The organism is Corynebacterium accolens (genome assembly GCF_023520795.1).
Taxonomy (GTDB): Bacteria; Actinomycetota; Actinomycetes; order Mycobacteriales; family Mycobacteriaceae; genus Corynebacterium; species Corynebacterium accolens.
In genome coordinates, this window is record NZ_CP046605.1 from 1,301,811 (window position 1) to 1,325,148 (window position 23,338).

Annotated in this window: 22 protein-coding genes and 1 tRNA gene; 7 read left to right on the forward strand and 16 right to left on the reverse strand. The window is 58.9% G+C overall.

Features of this window, described 5'->3' with window-relative positions; translation table 11 throughout:
* Nucleotides 1-2: 2 nt before the first annotated feature.
* A complete protein-coding gene (locus CACC_RS06240) occupies nucleotides 3-1,256 on the reverse strand; it encodes a M18 family aminopeptidase (protein WP_005279194.1) in 1,254 nt (417 codons plus the stop codon).
* Nucleotides 1,257-1,302: 46 nt separating this feature from the next.
* Here CACC_RS06240 and CACC_RS06245 point away from each other — a divergent pair, with 46 nt between their 5' ends.
* Complete coding sequence (locus CACC_RS06245; RefSeq protein WP_005279193.1) at nucleotides 1,303-2,124, forward strand: RecB family exonuclease; 822 nt, start codon at nucleotides 1,303-1,305, stop codon at nucleotides 2,122-2,124.
* Nucleotides 2,125-2,130: 6 nt separating this feature from the next.
* Here CACC_RS06245 and CACC_RS06250 read toward each other — a convergent pair whose 3' ends face one another.
* From CACC_RS06250 to CACC_RS06290, 9 genes are all read right to left on the reverse strand, one after another.
* Nucleotides 2,131-3,798 (reverse strand): formate--tetrahydrofolate ligase, encoded by a 1,668-nt coding sequence (locus CACC_RS06250; protein ID WP_005279192.1) that lies wholly within the window; start codon nucleotides 3,796-3,798, stop codon nucleotides 2,131-2,133.
* Nucleotides 3,799-3,945: 147 nt separating this feature from the next.
* Nucleotides 3,946-5,253, reverse strand: a complete 1,308-nt coding sequence (locus tag CACC_RS06255) for an anaerobic C4-dicarboxylate transporter (RefSeq protein ID WP_005279191.1) — start codon at nucleotides 5,251-5,253, stop codon at nucleotides 3,946-3,948.
* A gap of 325 nt (nucleotides 5,254-5,578) precedes the next feature.
* Nucleotides 5,579-7,138 carry an aspartate ammonia-lyase gene (gene aspA / locus CACC_RS06260; RefSeq protein WP_035108477.1) on the reverse strand — a complete coding sequence of 520 codons (1,560 nt, stop codon included), beginning with the start codon at nucleotides 7,136-7,138 and terminating at the stop codon, nucleotides 5,579-5,581.
* Nucleotides 7,139-7,249: 111 nt separating this feature from the next.
* Nucleotides 7,250-8,095, reverse strand: a complete 846-nt coding sequence (gene hisG, locus CACC_RS06265; RefSeq protein ID WP_005279189.1) for an ATP phosphoribosyltransferase — start codon at nucleotides 8,093-8,095, stop codon at nucleotides 7,250-7,252.
* Between the two features lie 42 nt (nucleotides 8,096-8,137).
* Complete coding sequence (locus CACC_RS06270) at nucleotides 8,138-8,401, reverse strand: phosphoribosyl-ATP diphosphatase (protein WP_005279188.1); 264 nt, start codon at nucleotides 8,399-8,401, stop codon at nucleotides 8,138-8,140.
* A 43-nt stretch (nucleotides 8,402-8,444) separates the two neighbouring features.
* Nucleotides 8,445-9,167 carry an HAD family hydrolase gene (locus tag CACC_RS06275; protein ID WP_005279187.1) on the reverse strand — a complete coding sequence of 241 codons (723 nt, stop codon included), beginning with the start codon at nucleotides 9,165-9,167 and terminating at the stop codon, nucleotides 8,445-8,447.
* Nucleotides 9,168-9,288: 121 nt separating this feature from the next.
* Nucleotides 9,289-9,672, reverse strand: a complete 384-nt coding sequence (locus CACC_RS06280; protein WP_005279186.1) for a hypothetical protein — start codon at nucleotides 9,670-9,672, stop codon at nucleotides 9,289-9,291.
* A gap of 24 nt (nucleotides 9,673-9,696) precedes the next feature.
* On the reverse strand, nucleotides 9,697-10,935 hold the full coding sequence (gene mshC, locus CACC_RS06285; RefSeq protein ID WP_005279184.1) for a cysteine--1-D-myo-inosityl 2-amino-2-deoxy-alpha-D-glucopyranoside ligase: 1,239 nt from the start codon (nucleotides 10,933-10,935) through the stop codon (nucleotides 9,697-9,699).
* Nucleotides 10,936-10,968: 33 nt separating this feature from the next.
* Nucleotides 10,969-11,823 (reverse strand): undecaprenyl-diphosphate phosphatase, encoded by an 855-nt coding sequence (locus CACC_RS06290; protein ID WP_005279182.1) that lies wholly within the window; start codon nucleotides 11,821-11,823, stop codon nucleotides 10,969-10,971.
* 66 nt (nucleotides 11,824-11,889) lie between these two features.
* Here CACC_RS06290 and CACC_RS06295 point away from each other — a divergent pair, with 66 nt between their 5' ends.
* Entirely contained in the window at nucleotides 11,890-12,942 is a 1,053-nt protein-coding gene (locus tag CACC_RS06295; RefSeq protein WP_005279180.1) for an NHL repeat-containing protein, read from the forward strand.
* A 3-nt stretch (nucleotides 12,943-12,945) separates the two neighbouring features.
* Nucleotides 12,946-14,061, forward strand: coding sequence for a quinone-dependent dihydroorotate dehydrogenase (locus CACC_RS06300; protein ID WP_005279179.1), 1,116 nt, complete (start codon nucleotides 12,946-12,948; stop codon nucleotides 14,059-14,061).
* A gap of 66 nt (nucleotides 14,062-14,127) precedes the next feature.
* On the opposite strand, the gene CACC_RS06305 is transcribed toward CACC_RS06300, so the two are convergent.
* Together CACC_RS06305 and CACC_RS06310 are read right to left on the reverse strand one after the other, a co-directional pair.
* Nucleotides 14,128-14,520, reverse strand: coding sequence for a hypothetical protein (locus CACC_RS06305; RefSeq protein ID WP_005279178.1), 393 nt, complete (start codon nucleotides 14,518-14,520; stop codon nucleotides 14,128-14,130).
* Complete coding sequence (locus CACC_RS06310; RefSeq protein WP_005279176.1) at nucleotides 14,520-15,059, reverse strand: YbhB/YbcL family Raf kinase inhibitor-like protein; 540 nt, start codon at nucleotides 15,057-15,059, stop codon at nucleotides 14,520-14,522. Before CACC_RS06310 ends, CACC_RS06305 begins: the two co-directional genes overlap by 1 nt.
* Nucleotides 15,060-15,297: 238 nt before the next feature.
* On the opposite strand from CACC_RS06310, the gene CACC_RS06315 reads away from it, so the two are divergent.
* The 3 genes from CACC_RS06315 to CACC_RS06325 all read left to right on the forward strand — a co-directional run bounded on the left by CACC_RS06315 (nucleotide 15,298) and on the right by CACC_RS06325 (nucleotide 16,828).
* A tRNA-Leu gene (locus CACC_RS06315) sits at nucleotides 15,298-15,383 on the forward strand.
* Between the two features lie 102 nt (nucleotides 15,384-15,485).
* Entirely contained in the window at nucleotides 15,486-16,226 is a 741-nt protein-coding gene (locus CACC_RS06320) for a TVP38/TMEM64 family protein (RefSeq protein WP_005279173.1), read from the forward strand.
* Between the two features lie 29 nt (nucleotides 16,227-16,255).
* The gene (locus tag CACC_RS06325; protein ID WP_005279171.1) at nucleotides 16,256-16,828 is read left to right on the forward strand and encodes a hypothetical protein; all 573 of its coding nucleotides are present in this window, start codon (nucleotides 16,256-16,258) and stop codon (nucleotides 16,826-16,828) included.
* Between the two features lie 26 nt (nucleotides 16,829-16,854).
* On the opposite strand, the gene CACC_RS06330 is transcribed toward CACC_RS06325, so the two are convergent.
* The gene (locus tag CACC_RS06330; protein WP_023017483.1) at nucleotides 16,855-17,694 is read right to left on the reverse strand and encodes a DUF3097 domain-containing protein; all 840 of its coding nucleotides are present in this window, start codon (nucleotides 17,692-17,694) and stop codon (nucleotides 16,855-16,857) included.
* A gap of 33 nt (nucleotides 17,695-17,727) precedes the next feature.
* Between CACC_RS06330 and CACC_RS06335 the strand changes: the two genes are divergently transcribed.
* Nucleotides 17,728-18,501, forward strand: coding sequence for a hypothetical protein (locus CACC_RS06335; protein ID WP_005279167.1), 774 nt, complete (start codon nucleotides 17,728-17,730; stop codon nucleotides 18,499-18,501).
* Nucleotides 18,502-18,523: 22 nt separating this feature from the next.
* Here CACC_RS06335 and CACC_RS06340 read toward each other — a convergent pair whose 3' ends face one another.
* The 3 genes from CACC_RS06340 to CACC_RS06350 form a co-directional block, all read right to left on the reverse strand.
* Entirely contained in the window at nucleotides 18,524-19,597 is a 1,074-nt protein-coding gene (locus CACC_RS06340; RefSeq protein ID WP_005279165.1) for a ferrochelatase, read from the reverse strand.
* Nucleotides 19,598-19,629: 32 nt separating this feature from the next.
* Nucleotides 19,630-20,985 (reverse strand): NlpC/P60 family protein, encoded by a 1,356-nt coding sequence (locus CACC_RS06345; RefSeq protein WP_244262148.1) that lies wholly within the window; start codon nucleotides 20,983-20,985, stop codon nucleotides 19,630-19,632.
* Nucleotides 20,986-22,665: 1,680 nt separating this feature from the next.
* Nucleotides 22,666-23,139: an Rv1476 family membrane protein gene (locus CACC_RS06350; protein WP_005279161.1), complete on the reverse strand. Its 474-nt coding sequence runs from the start codon at nucleotides 23,137-23,139 to the stop codon at nucleotides 22,666-22,668.
* Between the last annotated feature and the right edge of the window lie 199 nt (nucleotides 23,140-23,338).

The window sequence follows — 23,338 nt, forward strand, 5'->3', positions numbered from 1 at the left end:
TACTAACCCTTCAAGTATGCCTCAAGTGCCCGCGAGAGCCATATTTGGTCCTGCTCGCCCACCATCTCGCGCGCGGAGTGCATCGACAGCATCGGCACGCCCACATCGACGGTGTCGATGCCCAGCCGCGTTGCGGTAATGGGGCCGATGGTCGATCCGCACGGCACGTCGTTATTGCCCACGAAACGCTGCACCGGAACCCCAGCCTTGGCACACGCGGTCTCCCACAGCGCGATCGTCTGTGCATCGGAGGCATAGCGCTGGTTGCCGTTGATCTTGGTCACGGGGCCTTGCCCAATAATTGGATGGTGGGTGGGATCGTGTTTATCCACGTAGTTGGGGTGTACCGAGTGCGCGGCATCGGCAGACACGCAACTAGACCGGGCATACATTTGGAAACGCTCTTCCTCATTGGCCCCCAAGGCGCGCGCGGTACGGGTCAGCACGTCCTGCAGGATGGGCCCGGCGGCACCATAACGGGAGCTCGATCCCACTTCCTCGTGGTCAAACGCCATCATGACCAAAATATCGGAGCCATCATAGTCCTGCGCGGCATTCTGCATGGCCTCCAGCGAGGCGTGCACCGAAGACAGGTTATCCATGCGGCCGGCTGCGATAAACTTTTCGCCCGCGCCAAAGACCGCACCCCGGGCGGCATCGGCCGTAATCAGGTTGAAGGAAGCAATATCCTGCTCAGCGATGCCCGCCTGCTCCCCCACCACCTGCAGGATCGACGCCTCTTCATCGCCGACCGTCAGCACCGGCTGCATGTGCTTTTGGCGGTCCGGCTTGAACTCATCCTTGCGGTACAAGTGAATAGCCAGCGAAGGAAGGCGCAGGACTGGGCCCGTATTCACGAGGTGCTGGCGCCCATCCGTGGTCACAACCTGGCCGGCGACGGTCAGTTCGCGGTCAAACCACGTGTGCAGCAAGGCGCCGCCGTAGATTTCTACCGCGACCTGCTGCCAGCCCGCAGCAGAAAAATCGGGCGTGGGCTTAAGCGCCAGGCCCGGCGAATCAGTATGCGAGCCAACGATGCGGAAACCGGAGTTCTTATCGGCGCCTTCCGGCACGTACCACGCGGTAACCGCGCCGCCGCGGACCATGACGTGCCCGCCCGGTGCAGCCGACCAATCCTCGCGCTCATCCTGAATCTGGAAGCCAGATTCTTGCAGCTGGCGCGCTACCTCATGCGCGGCGTGGTACGACGACGGCGAGGCCGCCAGAAAATCAAGGAACTTATCGGTATAACTCATACCTTCTAGCTTGCCACGAAACTATCGGCGATAGGCTAGATACACCATGGCTACTTCATCTACTCCCCGCCCTCTTGCCCTGTCGCCCTCGCGCGCCTCCGACTACCAGCAGTGCCCGCTGCTCTATCGATTCCGGGCCATCGACAAGATTCCCGAGCCCAAAACCATCGCCCAAGTTAAGGGAACCCTGGTCCACGCGGTCCTAGAAGAAACGCATAAACTCCCGCGTGAAGAGCGCACCTACCCGGCAGCGGTAAAGATGATTAAACCAAGCTGGGCCGCGATGACAGAAAAGGACGCTGAACTGCTCGAGCTCGTGCCCGAAGAAGAAACGTATGACTTCTTCGTCGCGGCCCGCGAGCTGCTCAAGGGCTATTTCCAGATGGAAAACCCGCAGGGCTTCGACTGCCAAGAAACCGAGATGTATGTCAATACGGTCCTGCCCAATGGCGTGCCCGTGCGCGGGTTTATTGACCGCGTGGACCGCGCCCCCACCGGCGAGGTGCGCGTCGTGGATTATAAGACGGGAAAGAAACCAGCACCGCGCTTTTCCCACAGCGCCCAATTCCAGATGCGGTTTTATGCCCTAGTGTACTGGCGCCTGCTGGGCACCATCCCCCACCAGCTGCGGCTGATGTATCTCAAGGTGCTGGATTCGATGTTTTTAGCTCCTACCCAGGAGGAACTCGAATACTTCGAGCGCGATCTAGGCCAACTGTGGGCCAAGATTGAAGCCGATGGGCGCGCCGGGGATTTTCGCCCGAAGCGCTCCAAGCTCTGTGATTGGTGCGCGCATCAGGCGATATGCCCTGAATTTGGCGGCACGCCGCCGGAGTACCCGGGGTGGCCGGGCTCCGCGGCGGATTAAATCCTTTTAGAACAGTCCGGATACCGTGCCATCGGCGGCGACGTCAATATTATTGGCCGCCGGCTTCTTAGGCAGGCCCGGCATGGTCATCACGTTGCCGGTCAGCACCACGATGAACCCGGAACCGGTGCGCGGCAGTAACTCGCGCACGTGCAATGTGTGTCCCTCAGGAGCACCAAGTTCCGTGGCTTCATCGGAGAAGGAATACTGCGTCTTGGAAATGACAACGGGTAATTTATCCCAGCCATTGTCCTTAATGTACTGCAAGTCCTTCACTGCCTTGGAGCCGTATTCCACGCGGTCCGCGCGGTAGATCTCGCGGGCGATGGTCTCGATGGAGGCCTCGATGCCTTCTTCAGGATCATAGAGCTGCTGCGCGCCGCCCTCGAGGTTCTCCAGCAAGGTCTCGGCCAGCTTCGTCGCTCCCGCGCCGCCTTCGGCCCAGACGTTGGCCTCTTCCAAGGCCACGCCGAAGTCCTTGGCCCAATCGCGCATAAACTGGCGCTCCGCCTCGGTATCGGACCAGAAGAGGTTCACCGCGACAACGGGCTTGATACCAAACTTGCGCAGGTTTTCTACGTGGCGCTCAAGGTTGACGATGCCCTTCTGCAGAGCCTCAACATTTTCCTCGGTGAGCTTATCCTTGGCAACGCCCCCGTTGTACTTCTGCGAGCGGATCGTCGCCACAACCACCGCGCCGGCCACGTCCAGGTCACCAAACCGGGACTTGATATCCATAAACTTCTCGCCGCCGAGATCCGCGCCGAAGCCGGCCTCAGACAACACGATATCGCCGAACTGCAGCGCGGTCTGCGTCGCCAGCAAGGAGTTGCAGCCGTGCGCGATATTGGCAAAAGGACCACCGTGCACGAGTGCGGGAACCCCACCGAGGGTTTGCACGAAGTTCGGGTTCAAGGCATCGCGCATCAGCGCGGTCAGCGCGCCTTCCGCATCGAGCTCGCGCGCGGTTACCGGGCGCTGGTCATAGGTAAAGCCGACGGTGATATCGCCTAGGCGCTGCTTGAGGTCATCGAGACTCGTCGCCAAGCACAAAATGGCCATGATTTCAGAGGCCGCCGTAATGGTAAAGCCAGTTTCTGCCGGCACGCCGTGCGCAGAGCCGCCGAGCCCAGTGACCACATTGCGCAGTGCGCGGTCGTTCACGTCGACGCAGCGCTGCCACGTGACGCGGCGCGGGTCGATGCCCAGCTGGTTGCCCTGGTGAATGTGATTGTCGATGATGGCCGCCAGCGTATTCGTTGCCGCGGCAATGGCGTGGAAGTCACCGGTGAAGTGCAGGTTGATATCCTCCATCGGCACAATCTGGGCGTAGCCGCCGCCCGCGGCACCGCCCTTGATGCCCATGACCGGGCCCTGGGATGGCTCGCGGAGGGCCACGATGGCCTTCTTCCCAATCTGGTCCAAGGCATCGGTCAAGCCGATAAGCACCGTGGATTTTCCCTCGCCGGCAGGTGTTGGGGAGACTCCTGTCACCAGCACGAGCTTGCCGCGCTTGTCTTTGGCGTAGTCCACCTTGGTGATATCCACCTTGGCCTTCGTGGAACCAAAGGGAATTACTGCATCTTCAGGGATACCTGCTTTGGCTGCGATCTCCGCAATCGGCTGCAGGTTATGGGCTTGTGCGATTTCAACATCGGATGGCTGCGTAGTCATAGCACCTACCCTACCGATTTCTGACATAAGCCAAGTCGCATGGGGTAAGAAGTGTGAGACACAACATTCTTCGGGTGGGGTTGCCACATAAAAGTGGCGCCCTCTCTGCGGAGAAGACGCCACTGGGAATGCGAATTGAAGGACTCGCTAGATGATTACCGCGCCGAGTGCGTAGCCCAAGAGCACGGAACCGACAATGCTGACCACGCCGGGGATGAGGAATGGGTGGTTAAAGACGGCCTTGCCGATCTTGGTCGTGCCCGTATCATCCATTTCGACTGCTGCCAGTAACGTTGGGTAGGTAGGCAGGATGAACAGGGCAGATACTGCCGGGAATGCGGCCACGGCGGTAACCGGGCTTACTCCCAGCGCCAAGGCGGCGGGCATGAGTGCCTTGGTGGTGGCGGCCTGCGAGTACAGCAGGGCTGCGGCGAAGAAGAGCACCACTGCCAGCAACCATGGCGAAGCTTCGATGACGTCTCCGGCCAAGGCCTGAATATCGTCCAAGTAGTGGTTGATGAGGGTGGTTCCCAACCACGCGACACCCAGCACACAGATGCAGGCGGACATGCCCGATTTAAATACCGGGGTGTTGAGGACGTCAGCTGCCGGAATCTTGGTCTTGAGCACGATGATCGTTGCGGCCGAAAGCATGACGGTCATAATCGCCTCATTGCGCGGCAACGTGGGATCCGTAATGAGACCAACCTGCTCGGAAGAAATGGTAGCCCATGCCATGACGATAACGATGGCGATAAGGAAGATAACGACGGAAGACTTAGCGCCTTCCTTTGGCTCATATTTGCTAGCACCAATCGGCTCTTTGACCAAGCCCTGCGCCTTGCGCTCTTGGTAGACGGGGTCATCTTCCAGTTCCTTGCCAAACCTATTGGCCAGCCACGCTGCCGGGAAGATGGACAGGAAGGTAGCTGGAATCAGCACGCCGAGCACCTGAAGGTACCCCACGCCCATGGGCTCAAGCAGGCCAGCCAGGATGACCACCGCGGCCGAAATTGGCGAGGCACAGATACCCATCTGCGCGGCGACGACCGCGATAGACAGCGGGCGCGACGGACGAACCTTGCCCTCCTTGGCCACCTCGACGATCACCGGCAGCGTGGAAAAGGAGGTGTGGCCGGTACCGGCAAGGACCGTCATCAGCCACGTCACGATGGGTGCGTAGTACGTAATTTTCTTAGGGTTTTTGCGCAGGAACTTCTCGGCCACGTGAACCAAATAGTCCATGCCGCCGGCTTTTTGCATGGCGGCGATGGCCGCAATCACCGTCATGATGATGGCGATGACATCGAATGGAATGTCTTCCCTAGTTACGGGAACTCCCGCAACACCCAAAAGGAGAACGCCCAGGCCACCGGCCATGCCGATGCCTATGGACCCAATTCTCGCACCCAAGATAATGGCCGCGAGAACGATGACAATATGAACAATAACCATGGATACACTCCACACGTTCTCAACTACACGTAGTGGACCCGCCTTGACCTGCCGGTCGTGGACCACCCTTACACTTCTATTTTGCCCTGAATGTGTTGTTTTATTGACACAATATGCCCGTTTGTGTCGGTTCCCACATGTGTTCTACCTCGCGTTATAAACCGTTCGGTATATTTCCATGCCACTGCGCTATGGAAATGGGAGACACCAATTCGGGCATAGACGAAAGAGGCCGCACACACCGTGGAGTACTCCCCTCCCGTTTTCCACGGGAAGAGGGAGCACGGTGTGTGCGGAATGTTGCGCTATGGCTCGCGGGCTTTACTTAGTTTTCGTCCAAGAAAAGCTGGCCGCGGAATTCTGGGTGCATGAGGTTTTCTACCGACAGCACCTTGTTCAGCGTTGCCTCATCCAGAAGGCCCTTTTCCAGGACGAGTTCCTTGACGCCCTTGCCGGTCTTGAGGGATTCCTTGGCAATCTCGTCACCGTTGTGGTGGCCAATGAATGGGTTCAGGTAGGTGACGATACCGATGGAGTTCTCCACGTACTGGCGGCACACATCGGCGTTAGCGGTAATACCGGTGACGCACTTTTCGCGCAGCGCATCAACCGCGTTGCCCATGATGCGGATGGACTGGAACAGCGCCTCACCGATGACCGGCTCCATCACGTTGAGCTGCAGCTGACCTGCCTCTGCGGCCATGGTCACGACGTGGTCGTTGCCGAAGACCTTGAAGCAGGTCTGGTTGACCACCTCAGGGATAACCGGGTTGACCTTACCCGGCATGATGGAGGAACCAGCCTGGCGGGCCGGCAGATTGATTTCGCCAAGGCCAGCGCGCGGACCAGAGGACAGCAGGCGCAGGTCGTTACAGATCTTGGACAGCTTCATGGCGGCGCGCTTGATGGCGGAGTGCAAGAATACGTAGGCACCGCAGTCAGAGGTGGCCTCGATCAGGTCGCTTGCAGTCTTCATCTCCAGGCCGGTGACTTCAGACAGAGCGGCGGTTACCTGGTGGCGGTAGCCGGCTGGGGTGTTAACGCCGGTGCCGATGGCGGTGGCGCCGAGGTTGATCTGCAGCAAGCGGCTCTGTGCGTCGCGCAGAACGGCCTGCTCCTCGTTCAGGTTATTGGCAAAGCCCTTGAATTCATCGCCCAAGGTCATGGGGACGGCATCCTGTAGCTGGGTGCGGCCCATCTTCAGGATGTCTTGGAACTCATTGCCCTTGTCCTGGAATGCGGAACGCAGGCTGTCGATGCGCACGACGAGGTCATCGATGGCAGCGTACAGGCCCAGACGGAAGCCAGTTGGGTAAGCATCGTTGGTGGACTGGGACATGTTGACGTCATCGTTGGGGTTGATGATGTCGTAGGAGCCCTTCTCCTCCCCCAAGTGCTCAAGGGCCAGGTTGGCAACGACCTCATTGGTGTTCATGTTCAACGAGGTGCCGGCACCGCCCTGGAATACATCGAGCGGGAACTGGTCCATGCAGCGGCCCTCGTCCAAGATCTGGTCACAAGCCCAGATGATGGCCTCCGCCTTCTTCTTTGGAAGCACGTGCAGGCGACGGTTGGCCATCGCAGCGGCCTTTTTGACCTGCACCATGCCGCGGATGAAGTGCGGAATGGTGTTAATGGTCACGTAAGAAATCTGGAAGTTATCCATCGCGCGGACGGTGTGGACACCAAAGTAGGAATCAGCAGGAATTTCCAAGTCACCGATCAGGTCGGTCTCCGTACGAGTGTTCTTGCTCGACGTCTTTGGCTGCTTCTGCTCAGCTACCTTTTTCTGTGCAGAATGAGTGGTCTTATCCTCCTGCTTTTCCTGCCCTTCCTTTGCGGCAGACTTAGTGTCTTTTTCTTCTTTCTTAGACGACTTTGCCATGATGGCGCGGCTCCTTTGCCTGTCGAGAATGATGTCCGAGTAAATGTTCTCAAGCGCCAATGGTAGCCACGTTTCGCCCCAGTTGGGACGACCAAGAATTTAATACTCCCCCTAAAAGCGGGCAATGCGGAGATCGGAAGCCAAAATTGCCTCCGCACCGAGTTGGGAAAGTCGATCCATAATCTGGTTGGCTTCCTTCTGCGGAACCATCGCACGCACCGCTACCCAGTCTTGCCGCGCCAACGGTGAGACCGTGGGTCCAGTCAGACCCGGAGTAACACCAGCTGCTTTGTCCAGATTTTCTTCCGCGATGTTGTAGTCAATCATGAGGTAGGTGCGGGCGTGTAAAATTCCTTGGATGCGGCCCAAGACAACCTGCTCTTCCGGCGTCACCTCTGCATCGTGGCGCTTAATAACCACGGCCTCCGAGGTCACGATGGGCTCGCCAAACGGTGCCAAGCCCTGCTGCCGCAGCGTAGTACCAGTTGACACGACATCAGCAATGACATCGGCCACGCCCAAGTGGATGGAGATTTCTACCGCCCCGTCTAGGCGGATGACATCCGCGGAAATCCCTTTCTCCGCCAGGTCCTGGCGGACCAAATTCGGGTACGACGTCGCCACACGCTTGCCCTCTAGGTGAGAGATATCCCACCCCTCTCCTTGGGGTGCGGCGTAGCGGAATGTCGAGTCGCCGAAGCCGAGCGAGAGGACCTCTTTAAATTGGGCATTGGAATCGAGCGCCAAATCGCGCCCCGTAATCCCTAGATCGAGCACGCCGCGGGCAACATAGATCGCGATGTCCTTCGGGCGGAGGAAGAAGAACTCCACCCCGTTATCCAGATCCACCACGTTCAGGGTTTTGGAGTGGCCGCGCCCCTTGTATCCGGCCTCACCAAGGATTTCTAAAGCCGCCTCCGATAAGGACCCTTTATTTGGTACTGCAATTTTGATCATGCTGTTCTCCAGGAATTTTGCTCCACCGCAGGTGGCAACAAGTTATAGGTATTTATAAATATCTTCAGGGCGCAGGCCACGCTTGATCATCATGACCTGCGTCCAATAGATAAGCTGCGACATTTCTTCCGCCAGTTCCTCATCGGACTGGTATTCGGCCGCGATCCATACCTCGCCTGCCTCTTCGATGATCTTTTTGCCAATATGATGGGCGCCTTCTTCCAGCGCCTGGACGGTCCCAGAGCCCTCAGGCTTCTGGTCTGCTTTGTTTAGTAGCTCAGCAAAAAGTGTCTCAAAATCCTTCACGGCTAACTATTGTTCCACAGGTAAGCAGACAATGCGAAGGGTTTTATTTCATTTCCTGGATAGCCCGGAACCACTCGTAGACATCCGTGTGGAGCGCGCCGGCGAGGTGGCGAGAATCGCGCAGCCGAGAGATTTCTACTACCCCGTCCGGTACTTCCACTCCTTCATCTTCTGGCAGACCGATAACGGTGCATCCCGCGGCCACGGCAGCGCGCATACCTGCCGGGGAATCCTCAAATACGAGGCACTGAGCTGGATTAAGCTGCAGGCGCCGGGCCGCTTCCAAGTACATGTCTGGGGCAGGCTTGCCGGTGGGAACTTCATCGCCGCAAATAGTGTCTACGAAATACTCGCTGCCGATGACAGCAATGGCGGCGTCTGCAACGTCGCGGTCCGTATTCGTCGTAACCATCATCGGCATGCCGTCGTGGTGCAGCGAAGTTAAAAGCTCAGGGATGCCGGGAAAGATTTCGAGGCGGCCAGCAAAAAGAGTCTTCATATAATCAAACATCTTGTGCCGGTAGGCCTCGACATCGCCTTCACCCAAGACAACCCCAGCGTTGTCGGCGCAAATGCGCAGCGTCGTCGTAAAAGTAGCCCCCACCGTATCCATCCGTTGGCTTGGGGTAAGGCGTTTTCCCAGCACTTCTGAAAGGTAGTAGGTCGCCTCGCCCCACAGGGGCTCCGAGTTCGTTAAGGTGCCGTCCATGTCCCAGAAAATCGCCGCTGGACGGGACAAAAGCTGGGAATTACTCACTGTGGTCATACACACTCCACCGGCTTTTCCGGCATAGAATTAAGGCTCAACGAGGATATTCGCGCTGCGCGGTGATCGATCAACTTCACCTTAGGAATCTACCCACAGCGGGCTGGCGCCGTAAAGAGGCTTAGAAGTCCAACTCGGGAATCTGTGATAGCGCCTCATCATCGGCACCGGTTGCCGCGGAGGCGTTGTACATAAGCTCGGCGATTTCTTCCTTTTCCTCCGGCTCCACCACGGCATCGTGTTGCTTGCGATTAAAGGTGGCGAGTTTTTTAACGGTCTTATTCAGCACCGCGGCGAGCTGGCCGCCATCAGGATCATCCGGCAGCCCGTCTAGCCCGTCCAGCATCTGCTCGAGGTGGCCTTTAAGTTCTGGTAGCACCGCCGCGTTAAACGGCGCCTCCCAGAACTCTTTTTCCTCATCCTTGAGGTAATCACCGGTGGCAAAGGACTTCAGATCAGCAATGAACTCATCAACGGTGGGTTGGAAATCTGCGCGAATGCTCATGCTGTCGATATTGCCCTAAGTTGGCTAGGCCCGCACGCCGAGCAGCGAATCAAGTGCGGTACGCACCAACTGCGCAGCCCCTTCCTCGTCCTCGCCACGGTCACTGCCTGCCCAATTGTCGATGGCGCGCAGCGCGGCGGGGGTATCGAGGTCATCGGCAAGCGCTTGGCGAAGCCCCGCTACCGCATCCTCCGCAGCCGACAGGGCCCCAGGGGCTTCCAGGGCGGTCCGCCAGGTGGCCAGGCGGGCCTTGGCCTGGTCGAGCACCTCATCGGACCAGTCCCGCTCGGCGCGGTAATGGCCGGAGAATACGCCAAGGCGAATGGCGGAGGGATCCTCGCCCTGCTCCACGAGCTTGTGGACGAAGACCAGGTTGCCCAGGGACTTGGACATTTTCACGCCATCGAGGCCGATCATTCCCGTGTAGACATAGAACTGCGCCATGCGGTCTACGCCCAATGCGGCCTCTGCATGCGCGGCGGAAAATTCGTGGTGCGGGAACTTCAGATCGCTGCCGCCGCCTTGGATATCAAAAGTGCTACCCAAGTAGTTGGTGGCAATGGCAGAGCACTCGATGTGCCAGCCAGGGCGGCCTGAACCGAAGGGAGACTTCCACGCCGGTTCGCCTTCGCGGTGGGCGCGCCAAATCAGGGCGTCCATGGGGTGCTTCTTGCCTGGGCGGTCGGGGTCGCCGCCGCGCTCGGCAAAAAACTCCCGCATCTGTTCCATCGAGTAATTGGATTCATAACCAAATTCCTCGGTGGCATCGATGGAGGCATATACATCCGGGTACTCCGGGTCATCGACCACGTAAGCGGCGCCGTTATCCAGCAGCTTTTGCACCATGTCCACGATCTCATCGACCGCTTCCATGGCGCCGATAAAGTGCTGCGGTGGGATGACCGATAAAAGCTCCATATCGGAGCGGAAAAGGTCGATCTGGGAGGTGCCGAGTTCGCGCCAATCAACGCCGTCGCGCTCCGCGCGCTCAAAGAGTGGGTCATCGACGTCGGTGATATTTTGCGCGTAATTGACCTTCTTGCCAGCGTCCAGGAACTGCCGGTAAATCAGATCGAAGGTGAGATAGGTGGCTGCGTGGCCCAAGTGGGTGGAATCATACGGGGTAATGCCGCACACGTACATGGTGGCGGTATCCCCCTTTACCTGCACGGGGGCCTTGGTCTGATTCGCGGAATCGTAGAGATAGAGCTGCGCCGCATCGCCTGGGACGCGACTATAAGAAGGTGTTGGCCAAGAATGCATGGCACCTATCCTAACGCGAACTTATGGGGTGCTTTAAATGGGCTGTAGGACTCCCAAGGCCAGCAGAATCATCACGAGGATGCCCACTGGGATGCGGTAGGCCGCAAACCAGGCAAAGGAGTGGTTGCCCACGAAGTTCAGCAACCAGGCAATCGACGCGTAGCCCAAGGCGAAGGCAATTCCGGTGCCGACGAGCAGCTGCATACCGGAAGCGGCTTGACCGGCCTCTGGCGCGAAGGCATCGGGAAGCGAAAAAAGCCCCGAGGCCAGCACTGCCGGAATGGCCAAGAGGAAGCTAAAGCGCGTGGCCACCTCGCGATCAAGGCCCAAGAAAAGACCACCGGAAATGGTGCCGCCCGAACGCGAAACGCCAGGAATCAGCGCCAAGCACTGGCACAGGCCCATGATGATGGCATCCTTCATCGTGAGCTCGTCATAACCGCGCTTTTTGGAGCCCACGCGCTCTGCGGCGATGAAGACGAAGGAGAAAAGGATCAGCATCGCGGCGGTGATCCACAGGTTGCGCAGCGCACCGCGGATGGCATCTTCAAAAACCAACCCGATAACGCCGATGGGAATGGATCCGGCGATGACCATCCAGCCCATGCGCCAGTCCTGTCCGCGCGAGGCGGGGTTGGTCCACCCACGCAGCCATCCGGAGAGGATTTGCCAGATCATCGGGGCGAAATAAACCAGCACGGCAAGCTCGGTGCCGAGCTGGATGACGGCTGTAAAGGAAGCACCGGCATCGTTGCCCCAAAAGAGCTCGGAAACAATGCGCAGGTGCCCCGAGGAGCTTACCGGGAGAAACTCCGTAAGCCCCTGCACAATGGATAAAACGATAACTTGTGCCCAAGAAACTGCTTCGGTCGCGGTATCAGAAATCACCCGCCATACACTACCGCCGCGCACGGCTTCGGGAAATCGCAACGCGCGCTGTTAGGATAAGTATCCGTGAAATCACGATCCCGCTCCACACTCGTACTATCCAGCTTGCTAGCACTCTCCACTGCTGCGCTGGCCGCCTGCGATTCCACCGTGGGCGTAGGCGGTGATCCCGAAACCGCAGTGAAGGGCAACGCCACCCCGGCCGCTTCTCCGAGCGACACCGATCCTGCCGGTACGGTCATCGACTTCGATGAAGACATCACGGATCTGGCCGCGGTCAAAGATACGATTGCCGTTCGCACCGCGGACCAGGTGCGCATTGGCAGCCAGGATGACTTTGCCGCCAAGAAGGCCAAGAGCATCGATGTCGATTCCACCTGCGGCGATTTGAGCTCCTCCGAATCTGGATTCGTCTTGGCTTGCCCGGATAAGGTCCTACTCATTGATCCTTCTGCGCCGGAGTCACCGGAAGAAATCAAGATGGAGGAAGACTTCCAGGTCACCGCTGCGACCCAACTTTCCACCGGCGAAGTCTTTGTCACCGCAAGCGACTCCGCTGTGGTCGGCCGGTACAAGGATGGCACGCGGGACGGCGAAATCTCCGTCGAGGCCGGCTCGGACCAGATGCTCGCCGTTCCCAATGCGGACGGCGATGACGGGATTGTGCGCATTCAGCGTTCGGATTCCACCATCCAGAATATCGATTGGCCCAATGACCGCGCCGGCGGCCGGTTGCGCGCTGGCCAGGGTGTCGGCCAAATCGCGGTGGGTAATAACGGCGTCGTGCTCGCCTCCGATACCGAGGGCGGCCGGATCGCGGTCTATACCTCCGATGACGTCGTCCGCCTGCACCAATACGGCGTGGTCGACGGTACCCCGTGGGCGGTGGCCTGGGATGACTCGCGCGAGCTCGCGTGGGTTACCACCACCGATAACAACATCGCACACGCCTATTCCATTGACAAGGGCGTTCCCGAATCCCGCGGCGAGATTGCCACGCTTGCCGATGCGCAAAATATTTCCGCTCTTTCCAATGGCACCATCGTGGTTGCCTCCGCATCCGGCCAGGGGCTGCAGTTCGTGGCGGATCCACACCTGACAAAGGCAAAGGAGTCTTAATCCATGGTTTCGACCTTCGATTCGCTGCGCAAAGGCGCCTATCAGCTGGCGCTGCGCGGGATGTTTCGCATAAGCCCCGAGCGCATCCACGGCATTATCAACTCTGGCCTCCACGGTCTGCACGCGGCAGGGCCTGCCAATCGCGCGCTTGGCCGCATCCTGCCGGTCAACGATCCGGTCTTGACACAGGAAGTATGCGGGATCACCTTCCCGCGCCCGCTTGGCCTGGCGGCTGGGTTTGATAAAAACGCCGCTGCCGCCGATGCCTGGTCGCCGCTTGGTTTCGGCTATGCCGAGCTGGGCACCGTCACGGCGCAGGCGCAGCCGGGCAACCCGACTCCCCGCCTCTTCCGCCTCAAAGAAGATGCCGCCATCTTAAACCGGATGGGTTTTAATAATGAGGGTGCGGCGGCCGTGGCAGAGAATCTGCGCAAGCGCCGGTACAACGACGTCATCGGGATTAATATCGGCAAAACCAAGGTCACCCCGGCCGAACGCGCCGTGGATGATTACCGCCGCTCCGCTTCCGTGTTAGGCGGGCTGGCTGACTACCTGGTGGTCAATGTCTCTTCCCCCAATACCCCTGGGTTGCGGGACCTGCAGGCGGTCGAATCGCTGCGCCCCATCCTGCGCGCCGTGCAAGAATCCACCGATGTCCCCGTCATGGTCAAAATCGCGCCGGACCTTTCGGATGCCGATGTCGATGCCGTCGCCGATCTTGCCGTGGAGCTAGGCCTCGCCGGCATCGTCGCCACCAATACCACCATCTCCCGCGAGGGGCTTAGCACTCCCCGCGCGGAGGTAGAAGCCCTCGGCGCCGGTGGCATTTCCGGCCCACCGGTGGCCGAGCGCTCCTTAGAGGTACTCCGCCGCCTGAATGCGCGCGTTGGCTCGCAGCTTGTCCTTATTTCCGTTGGTGGAATTTCCACCCCGGAACAGGCGTGGGAGCGGATTTCCGCCGGTGCTTGTCTCCTCCAAGGTTATACCGGGCTCATCTACGGTGGGCCGGATTGGATTCGGGATATTCACCGGGGCATCGCCCAGCAAATTCGCGCCCATGGACTGAGCAATATTTCTGAGGCCGTAGGCTCCAACCTGCCGTGGAAGGCAACAAAGTAGTAGCTCGGTAGAAAAGCAAAAATGCCACGTGGTCCTACACGTGGCATTGTTTGTTGGCGGGGGCGGTTAAGAGGTCGCCATTACGCTGCGCCGCAAGATCAAGGCACAAATGGCGGACATACCGGCATAAAACAGCAGCCAATACTGCTGCTGAATCAGCAAATCGTGTTGCGGAAGAAAGCGACTAGCAATAATCAAGAGCACCGCCACCGCCAAGGCGATGATCTGTGCGCGGCTACCGGCATGCTCCTTGCTCATCGTGCTGAAGGCACCCACCATCACCGCTGCAATAATGATCGCGAGGTTGCTGTAGGTCCAGACAAAGGGTGCGCCCCACCCATCACTAAAAACGGAAATGAGGGCGAACAGGACCAACACAAAAGCGACGACCAAAAAAGCGCCGCCCACCCGCAGCGCTGCGGGTGGGGTCACGGGATCTTTAGAAGCGGAACTCGCCATTATTTGGCCTCGTACCAACCCCAGAGGATTGCCCGGCCCAGTGCATGGAAGTGCAAGTTGAAGCCGAGGACGGTGGGGGAAGAATCTGGATCGATATCAAGTTTTTCGACGTCTACGGCGTGGACTGCGTAGAGGTAGCGGTGCGGAGCGTGGCCGGCCGGCGGGTTGGCACCGAAGTGGGTGCGGTTGCCGGAATCATTGCGCAGGCTAATAACACCGTCGATGCCAAGGTCCTCTGCCGCACCGGCATTGGTGGGCAGCTCCGAGACATCGGTCGGGATATTAAAAGCGGCCCAGTGCCAGAAACCGGAGGCAGTCGGTGCGTCCGGGTCAAAGCAGGTAACCGCTAAAGACTTGGTTCCCTCCGGCAGTCCGGACCATGCCAGCTGTGGGGACACGCTTTCCGGCGCGCGGTGCTTTTCTGGAATCTCATCGCCTTCTACCAAGTCGGTAGAAGACAGCCCAAAGCTGGGGAGATCGCGCAGCGGGGCGTACGGGTCAGGTCCGGGGAATCGAGTGTCATCTGCATAAGAAGTCATGTACCCCTTTGTACCGCAGATCACACGCGCTTGTCGATGTCCCTCCCACTCACCCCACCACCGTCCAGCTGGGTTCAAACCGTGCTCCTATGTAGGCGCTGCGGCCGCCCAAGTTACAAGGATGTATTTAACCGCTTTGCGATCGTCCGTTTTATGAGCGTTTACCTGGCGATTTGTATTCCAACGGCCGAACACGATAAAGTTTCGAGGTGCCCAACCGAGAGGTTGCAAACACCCTGCCCGGGTGGCGGAATGGCAGACGCGCTAGCTTGAGGTGCTAGTGTCCTATTAACGGACGTGGGGGTTCAAGTCCCCCTCCGGGCACACTGTGAAGTCTCGAGACATCGTTCCTAAGGTGCCTCGAGATTTTTCTATAAGTACTGCTCTTTTCTAAAAGCACGGCCGCGCCGACTACGATACGAACGCATGACCACTTTCCGGGATTGGATACGCAGCTTTGGCAGCTTCTGCGTTCAACTCGCCCACTCTGCGTGGGGCTCAGTCCGCGCGTGGTCACCGCGACGCTGGGCGCTTATCATCGCGCTCGCGCTTGCTGGAGTTGCGCTTTTTATCTGGCTCGACATTCCCGATCTCTCCCAGATGCGGGCCGCCGCTACCCGCCTTGGCGCGTGGTTTCCGGTTACCTTCACGCTAGGTTATGTCATATTTACGCAATTTCCCCTGCCTCGGACCATCTGGACGGTTGCAGCAGGCATCCTTTTCGGCCCCTGGCAGGGTCTTGCCATTTCGCTATTCGCGCTCACAATATCGGCCGTATTATCGCTGCTGATTGTGCGCAGCCTGCTCGGAGAATGGATCAGGCCGCACCTTGCCCACCCCGCGGTTTATACCATCAATGCCCACTTGGAGCGGCGCGGTTGGCTGGCCATCGCTTCCCTGCGCATGGTCGCGGGGGTGCCCTTTAGCCTCCTCAACTACGTCGCTGCGCTTACCCCCATCAGCGTTTCGCACTTTACGGTGGCTACGTTTCTGGGCTCGATTCCCACTACGGTCATCGGCGTCTTTTTCGGCGATGCGCTTACCGGTACGGCCAGCCCTGGGATCATCGCTGCCTTTATCGTCTTTGCCCTCGCCGGCATCGGCGGGCTTGTACTCGATTCGCGCCTGCCGACTCCCGTCCAGTCAAGGTTAAGCGATAGACTGTAACGAACTGCTCGCAATAAAGGAGGATCCTCGTGCTCGCTGTCCATGCCCGCTACCGTGGGCGTTCCGTGCGCCGCGCTGAGCTCGTGCAGCGCTCGGCGGCCGCGCTATCCACCCTCGAGGGCGTCGGCGAGTTTCACGTCCTTGGCGTGGAGGATGTTTGCGCCGTTGTCGATTCCGCCACCGCGGTGTGTGAGGTCGTCATGGCCTTGCTTGCCGATGGCGACTGGGCCATCGGCATCGGCATCAGCCCCGGCAACCAGGCAGACGAAGACAGCGCACGCCACGTGGCCACCGCGGCGCTGAAAAATTCCGCGCGCATGGGGCAGGTCTACACCAAGCTCAATAAGCGCGGCCGTTCCGCGGAGGCAAGCGATATCGCCGCCGCCTTCGCGCTCATTGGATACGTTTTGAATAAGCGCACCATCGAGGGCCGCGAGGCGACCTCGCTCGTAAGGGCGGGGCTCAATCAAAATGAGGCCGCGGAAGAATTGGGCATTTCCAAACAGGCGATGTCCCAAAGGCTGCAGGCTGCGGGCTGGAGCGCCGAGATGGCCGGGTGGCAATTGGCGGTCAACCTCATTGAACGGGCCAATCTAGCCTAGGGCCAGAAAGATCGGCCCGCGGCGGCTTAGACAAGGTCTGATTTGTGCAGCTCCGGCGTGGTCACAAAATCCACCAGCCGCTCGACCGCCCCGATAAGGCTCGAGTCCAAATCCCGGAAAGAATGGACCGCGTTATAAACGTGGCGCCACCCATCGGAGGGATCAGACCATCCCACGCGGCGGCAAATCCCCGTTTTCCAATCTTCACCGCGCGGTACCTCCGGCCATGCTTGCAGGCCTACCCGTTGCGGTTTTACTGCCGCCCAAATATCCACAAAGGGATGGCCGGTGACTAGAACGTGTTCCCCCACTGACTCAGTCATTCGCGTTTCTTTCGACCCCTTGACCAGGTGGTCCGCGAGCACGCCGACCCGGCGGCCAGGGCCAGGCTGAAATTCGGCGAGCCTTTCTTCGAGGTTGTCCAAGCCTTCTAGGTATTCCACGACCACGCCTTCGACGCGCAGATCGTGCCCCCACACCTTTTCCACGATGGCGGCATCGTGGACGCCTTCGACCCAAATGCGCGATGGCGCTGCCACCTTGGCCTCCACGTTTTCTACCCGCCTAGAACCCGAATTCGATTTGCGGGGTGCTTGCTTGGGCACGTACCTCGTCAGCGTCACCGGCTGACCTTCTACTAAGAATCCGCCTTTAATGAGGTTAAATACTCGCTCTACACCGTGGCGGTCCTCTAGCCGCACGACCTCACCAAAGACGGTCTTATCCACGCCTAAAACGGCGCCCACGAAATCATCACCGCGCACTTCTACCACCATGCCCGGTTCTGCCGGCACTTCTGGGTACTGGGTGGGCTTGCTGCGTCGGTGCCCAGCAAAAATATCTCCGCCATAAGGATCTAAACTCATGGCCCGATAGTCTATCTACTACACTTGCTCGCCATGGATATGCGCGCCGAAGTGTGGTCCCCTCTCCAAAACTCCGCCATTTGGCTCGCTGCGTGGTTGTGGGGACATGAGACAACAGATGAGCTGCTCGATGCCCTGACGGAACTGGGCGGGCGCCCCGAATGCGTCGATGAATCCCCCCTCATCGATTTGCTCGCCCTGCTGCGCGCCGAAACGCAAGAGCTCACCTCTCAGCCAGGCGCGGGCCGGGAGCCTCTCCTCCGGCTTATTTTATCTGGCCCGGGTGAAGCGCCGGCGCTTCCTGCGGGCTCAGAGTCTGCCCGTGCGGCGGCGCAAAGTTCAGCGGGCGCCATTGTGGTGCGCACCAATGATCCGGAAGCCTCGCTCGTTCTCATCCCCCATCCCCGTCAAGCCCACACGGCATGGCAGGTGATTCGAGAGGATCAGCCGCTGCCCTCGCCTGCCTGGCTAAGCCCCGGCGAGGCGGACGCATTGTTGACTAAGGCAACGGATGAATCCGCCGACCTCATTACGGCCAGCGGCTACCAGTCCACCGCTCTTAATAATCCCCGGCTCACGGTGGGCACCTTGAGCGATTTCTATGACACGCCCGGCCTGCCCCCGGCCACCCCGCCACGGGCTGCAAAACTCTTTGCGCGCGCGGACCGCGTTGCCGCGATCATCGAAACCGTCACGGATAGGATTAACGATCACAGCCTCGATCCGGAGCTTCTCCGACTGTGGCGCCATATCCGGCAGGCGCGGATGACGGGAGTGGCTTATTCGGCAGCGGAATTCGCCCGCTAGAGCAGGCTCTTTTGCGGGCCCGTTAGTGAGCGCGGATATCGCAGCAGCCCGCAGCGCAGGGAGCGCCGTTGGTGGTGCACCCCTGGACGGTGACATTCCCGCTGGTCTCCCACGGCTGCCCCTGCTCGAGTTCTTCCACCAGATCCACGATCATGGCCGCAAACCGCTGGGAGGGGCCAGCGGTACGGGCGCGTTCGACCTGTACGCCCATTTCATCGGCAGCGGCTTGCAGCTCAGAATCCAAGTCCCAGATGACCTCCATGTGATCGGAGATAAAACCGATGGGGCACACCACGACGGCGTCTACCCCGTCGCGGTCATGGATTGCGGTGGTGTGGTCAACGATGTCTGGTTCCAACCACGGCGTCTTCGGATTGCCGGAGCGCGATTGCCACACCAAATCGTAATCCGAGATTCCGGCGCGCTCGGCCACCAGGCGGGAGGCTTCGGCTACTTGCCGGGAGTAGAGGTTCTTGTCCCCGTCTGCCCCGCCGACATTATCGTGTGCATTCGGCACGGAGTGCGCCGTAAACAGCATGCGCGCGCTGCCCATCTTCTCGGCGGGGATACGCTGCCAGGCCTCGGCGACGGCATCGACCATCTCCGCAATGAACTTGGGGTGATCATAAAATTGCCGAATCTTGGTGAATTCGATTTCTGGCAGCCCCTTATCTGCAAGGTGCTGGCGCATCGCCGCAATGTCCTCATCGTATTGCCGGCACGCGGAGTAACCGCCCCAAGCCGAGGTGGCAAAGACGGCCACGTTGCGGATCCCTTCTTCCGCCATTTTCTCTGCGGTAGCCGTACCAAAGGGGTGCCAGTTTCGGTTGCCGAAATAAACCGGTAGATTATGTCCGCGTTTTTTCAGCTCGCCTTCGACGTTATGGATAATTTCCCGATTCAGGCCGTTGATCGGGCTTACCCCATCAAAGTGGTAATAGTGCTTGCCCACTACTTCTAAGCGCTCGCGCGGAATGCCGCGGCCCCGCGTCACGTTCTCTAAAAACGGAACGACCTCCTCGTTTCCTTCCGGGCCACCGAAAGAAAGAACGAGGAGGGCGTCGAATTTTTGGGCAGGATGCTGTGCGTCAGTCATGCCCTAAATAGTAGCAACCACAAGGCTAAGAATTAGAGAAGGCGCACGACATCCGGAGTCGCACCAGCCCAGCGCACAGGGGAGACCTGTACGTTCTGCCCAGACTGTGGGGCCTCAATCATTTGGTCGTTACCCAAGTAGATTGCCACGTGCTGGCTGCCGCCGGCACCGTAGAAGATGAGGTCACCGCGTTGCATGTTATCGCGCGAGACCTTATTGCCCATTTGGTACTGCGCACCAGAATAGTGTGGAAGGTCTAGGCCGGCCGCGGCGAACGCGTACTTAGTCAATCCAGAGCAATCAAAGCCGGTGCGGCCGTAGTCGCCAAAGCTATCGGCAATGCCGCCATCCCGGAGGCCACCGGTGGGGCCATTATTGTCGCCACCGCCCCACACGTATGGGGTTCCGATCACAGATTCTGCGCGAGCGATGACCGCCTCAATCTGGCTGCTGTTGCCCGGGGCAGCGCTGGATGGGGTTCCCGATCCCTGACCGAAGGCAGAAGGATCAGTGCTTGCCGATGGCGCTGTATCCGGGCTGCCAATCCCCAACAGGTCCGCAGAACCCGCCATCAGCGCCCGCACATCGTCCTGATCGACGGCTGCGGCGAGCTCGCCGGCAATATCCATAACGTCCGATGCCGAGGATCCGGTGCCGTAGTCCACCGTGTTAAAGGACGGCGTTGCCCCCTGGTTAAGCGCGGTGCCGAACTCTGCCTTCGGGGTAGTCGAGTGAGCCTGCCCCTCTACAGCGGCGCCATCGTTGGCCGCCTCAGGTAGTGGTGCTTCATCCGGAACGATTTCGTCGGTAAAGTCTTGACCCTTGTCTTCATTCAAGCCTTGGGACTTGACGGGATCATCGGCAAGCGCATCCGCATCTACCCTAAAATCAAGGTTATTATCTTGATTTTGCGCACTTGGAAGGTCGCCCTGGTGGGTTACTTCCCTTGCCTGCTGCTGGTGTGCAAAGGAGGCCTCGGCGAAGTTGCGCGTGGCATTCATTTGCGCTTCCCGCTGGGCCAAGTTGCGGCGGTGCTCAACCAATGCCGACTCGGCCGCGCGCTTCTCGGCATACGCCTGGTCAAGTTCTGCCGCATCGTCTGCAACCTCCGGATCGGCCGAAAGCTCGGCGATGCGGTCCGTCGCGGCCGCCGCTTGTTCCTCTGCCTGGTCGAGCAGCTGCCGTAGCTGATCTACTTCCCGCTGCTGAGCATCAACATTGGATACAGCGCGGGCGATGGAGGCATCGGCATCGGCCTGGGCGGGATCGGGGTACTCTTCTGCTCCCGCGGGAGCGACGGCGGTCAGGGGTGCTAGCGCTGCGGTACCTGCGACTGCAGCAATGATTGCGCGAACGTGTCGAATGCGCGGTAAACGAATGGTGGCCACTGGAATTCTCCTTGTTGGACCACCTTCCTTTTTAAGATTGGGACACAATGAGCCGTAAATGGACATAGGAATGCCCGAGACCCTTAGCTTGCGCATTTCGCACAGCAGTAAGCCCTGAGTCTTTAGTGGAATATTCCACATCCGATAGCTACCTACCCAGAGGATTATGGGTAGGCGTCATCGCCCTGGCAGCCCTCGGCTCCAGGAGGTAAACGGCACATGTGCCCGAAAATCTAGAGACTTCACCTAGGGAGTGCGCACGTCTAAAGCCCTATGCACTGATGCTTAACTGCGCTGCCTCACCGGCTCAATGCCCATCACTCGCTACTATTTCCCCATACCAGCGACGTATATGGTGCACTTCTCCCACGTGTCCTACGCGGTTTATTGTGAGCGTGAGCGCCCTAGACTTGCGGGAAGCATCTACGCTCCCATCGCAGTGCCAATCCGGGAGATCCGGGATTGGCGCATCTTCATTGAGCTTCGCTTATAGTGTGCGGTGAGTTTGGGTAGCTGACAGAGTCCAGGCCCCCTCGCACGCTGCGCTTGGCATAGTGAGAACTGCCCTATGATCCTTGGCGCGACTCGCCGCGGCGCAGTGAAAGTACAGCTCCAAATCTGAGCTCATCCCTGCGAGGGCAAGCGGCCACAAACCATGAACAGGCCACACGATGCTGGCCCTAGTGTGATTTCGGTTCCCTCTTTCTCTCATTCTGCGCGTACCCGACTGCGCTCCTCCGCGAACCTTGCGACTGGGTCCCGCTTCTCCGGGAATCCAACGTTGAAGGGTTCAGGGAGAACCACATCCGCATACCCACACGATGGAGCTCTAGCGAACTCGTCTCACCACTTTTAAGGAAGGTGGGTTGATGTTTATTTTTTCGAACATTGTCATCGCTCAAGTGAAAAGTTTTTCTGCCCTCCCGTTCGAGAGGTCCCTCGTGGTTCATTGACTTCCAAGTACCGCCAATTCCTCGATTCCCGCGAGGCGTGCTTCCCCACATACCCGTGTGAATCTTCAATTGACCGTCAAGGCTAAGCCCATGAACTCAAGAAGATATTCATGTCCCTTGAGTCGACACTCGAACCATACGTCACGACACGCCCTTTTCGCACACATTCCACTTAATTACGTGGAGTCAAGTTAAACCACATGACACGACAGGCGTACCTAACCTGCAATGATTTTGTTACCATCCCGTTATTGTGATGTTCATCACTTCAATTTTAAGATTTCATGGCCTCCCGGCCGTAGGCGTGGCCAAAATCGGGGCCGATTCACCACTCGAGAACCACTCCCCCGGCCACAGTCAACCACTAAACCTTTACTTCGACCCCTCCCCCGCTCCCCTAGCTTCTTTAGACGTGTGCAGTTTCCTTCACTCGCGGGCGCCCGGTGTCGCTCGACGGACACCTATAGACACCCCCACTATGACGCCGCTGCTTGAAGATCATTTTCTATAAATCTCGGCGCGGCTTCCCCACACCTTTCGGCGTGACGGGCCACAGGGAATCATTCACCCTTGAAATTTTGGGCCCGCATCGGCGGATAATTTTGGGCCGTGCTGGAGTCTCAAAGAACGGAAAATGTCCACTATTTTTTCGAACAAACATATCCGGAAACTGGCTAGTTTTGAGGCTCTTTTCTCCCTACTTCTGACTCCCCTAAGGAGTTGCTACTTACCCTCGCGTCTCGTGGTACCGGGAGGTGCGCCGGTAACTTAGGCCACCCAAAATCAGGGCGAGAATTAAGACGGCGACGACGATCGCGATCATCGGAAAGCTGCTGTGCTCAAGCCCCGCGTAGTACCGCTCTAGGAGATCGACCTGATTGAGCCCCGGCGTTAACTGAGCTTGGGTGGATTCAATATCCGCGCGGCTATAGTTCTCGCTGACCGAGGAAACATGGCGTGGGGTCTGCACGATGACGGTCTGCAGATCCGTAGCGTCATAAAGCTCTTGTGCAATATCGCGCACGTCCGCAGCCTTGGAGACAAAAACATCAACGACAGCGAGCCCGTCACCCTCACGCAGTTGCTCGGCGACGTGTTCATTCAGCTGAGCATCCGATTCCAAGGAGGGGGCGGAGTAGGCCACGCCGTCCTGCTTGAGCTGCTGAGCTAGCTGCGGGATGTCCACTTCATGTGGAACCATTCAATCCCCTTCCCTCTTCTTTCCTATTACAGGGGCTTGCGCACCCGAGATCGGGGGTTGTGCACTGCGCTTGTGCCTGGGCCAATCTTTTCTAAAGATAAAGGTTACCGCGGCCGTTCGCGCAGTTAACGCGCCGAGAGCCGCCAATAACTTTAAACAGAACGCTTGTCCCGTTACAATGAGAGCAACGGAAGGTTTT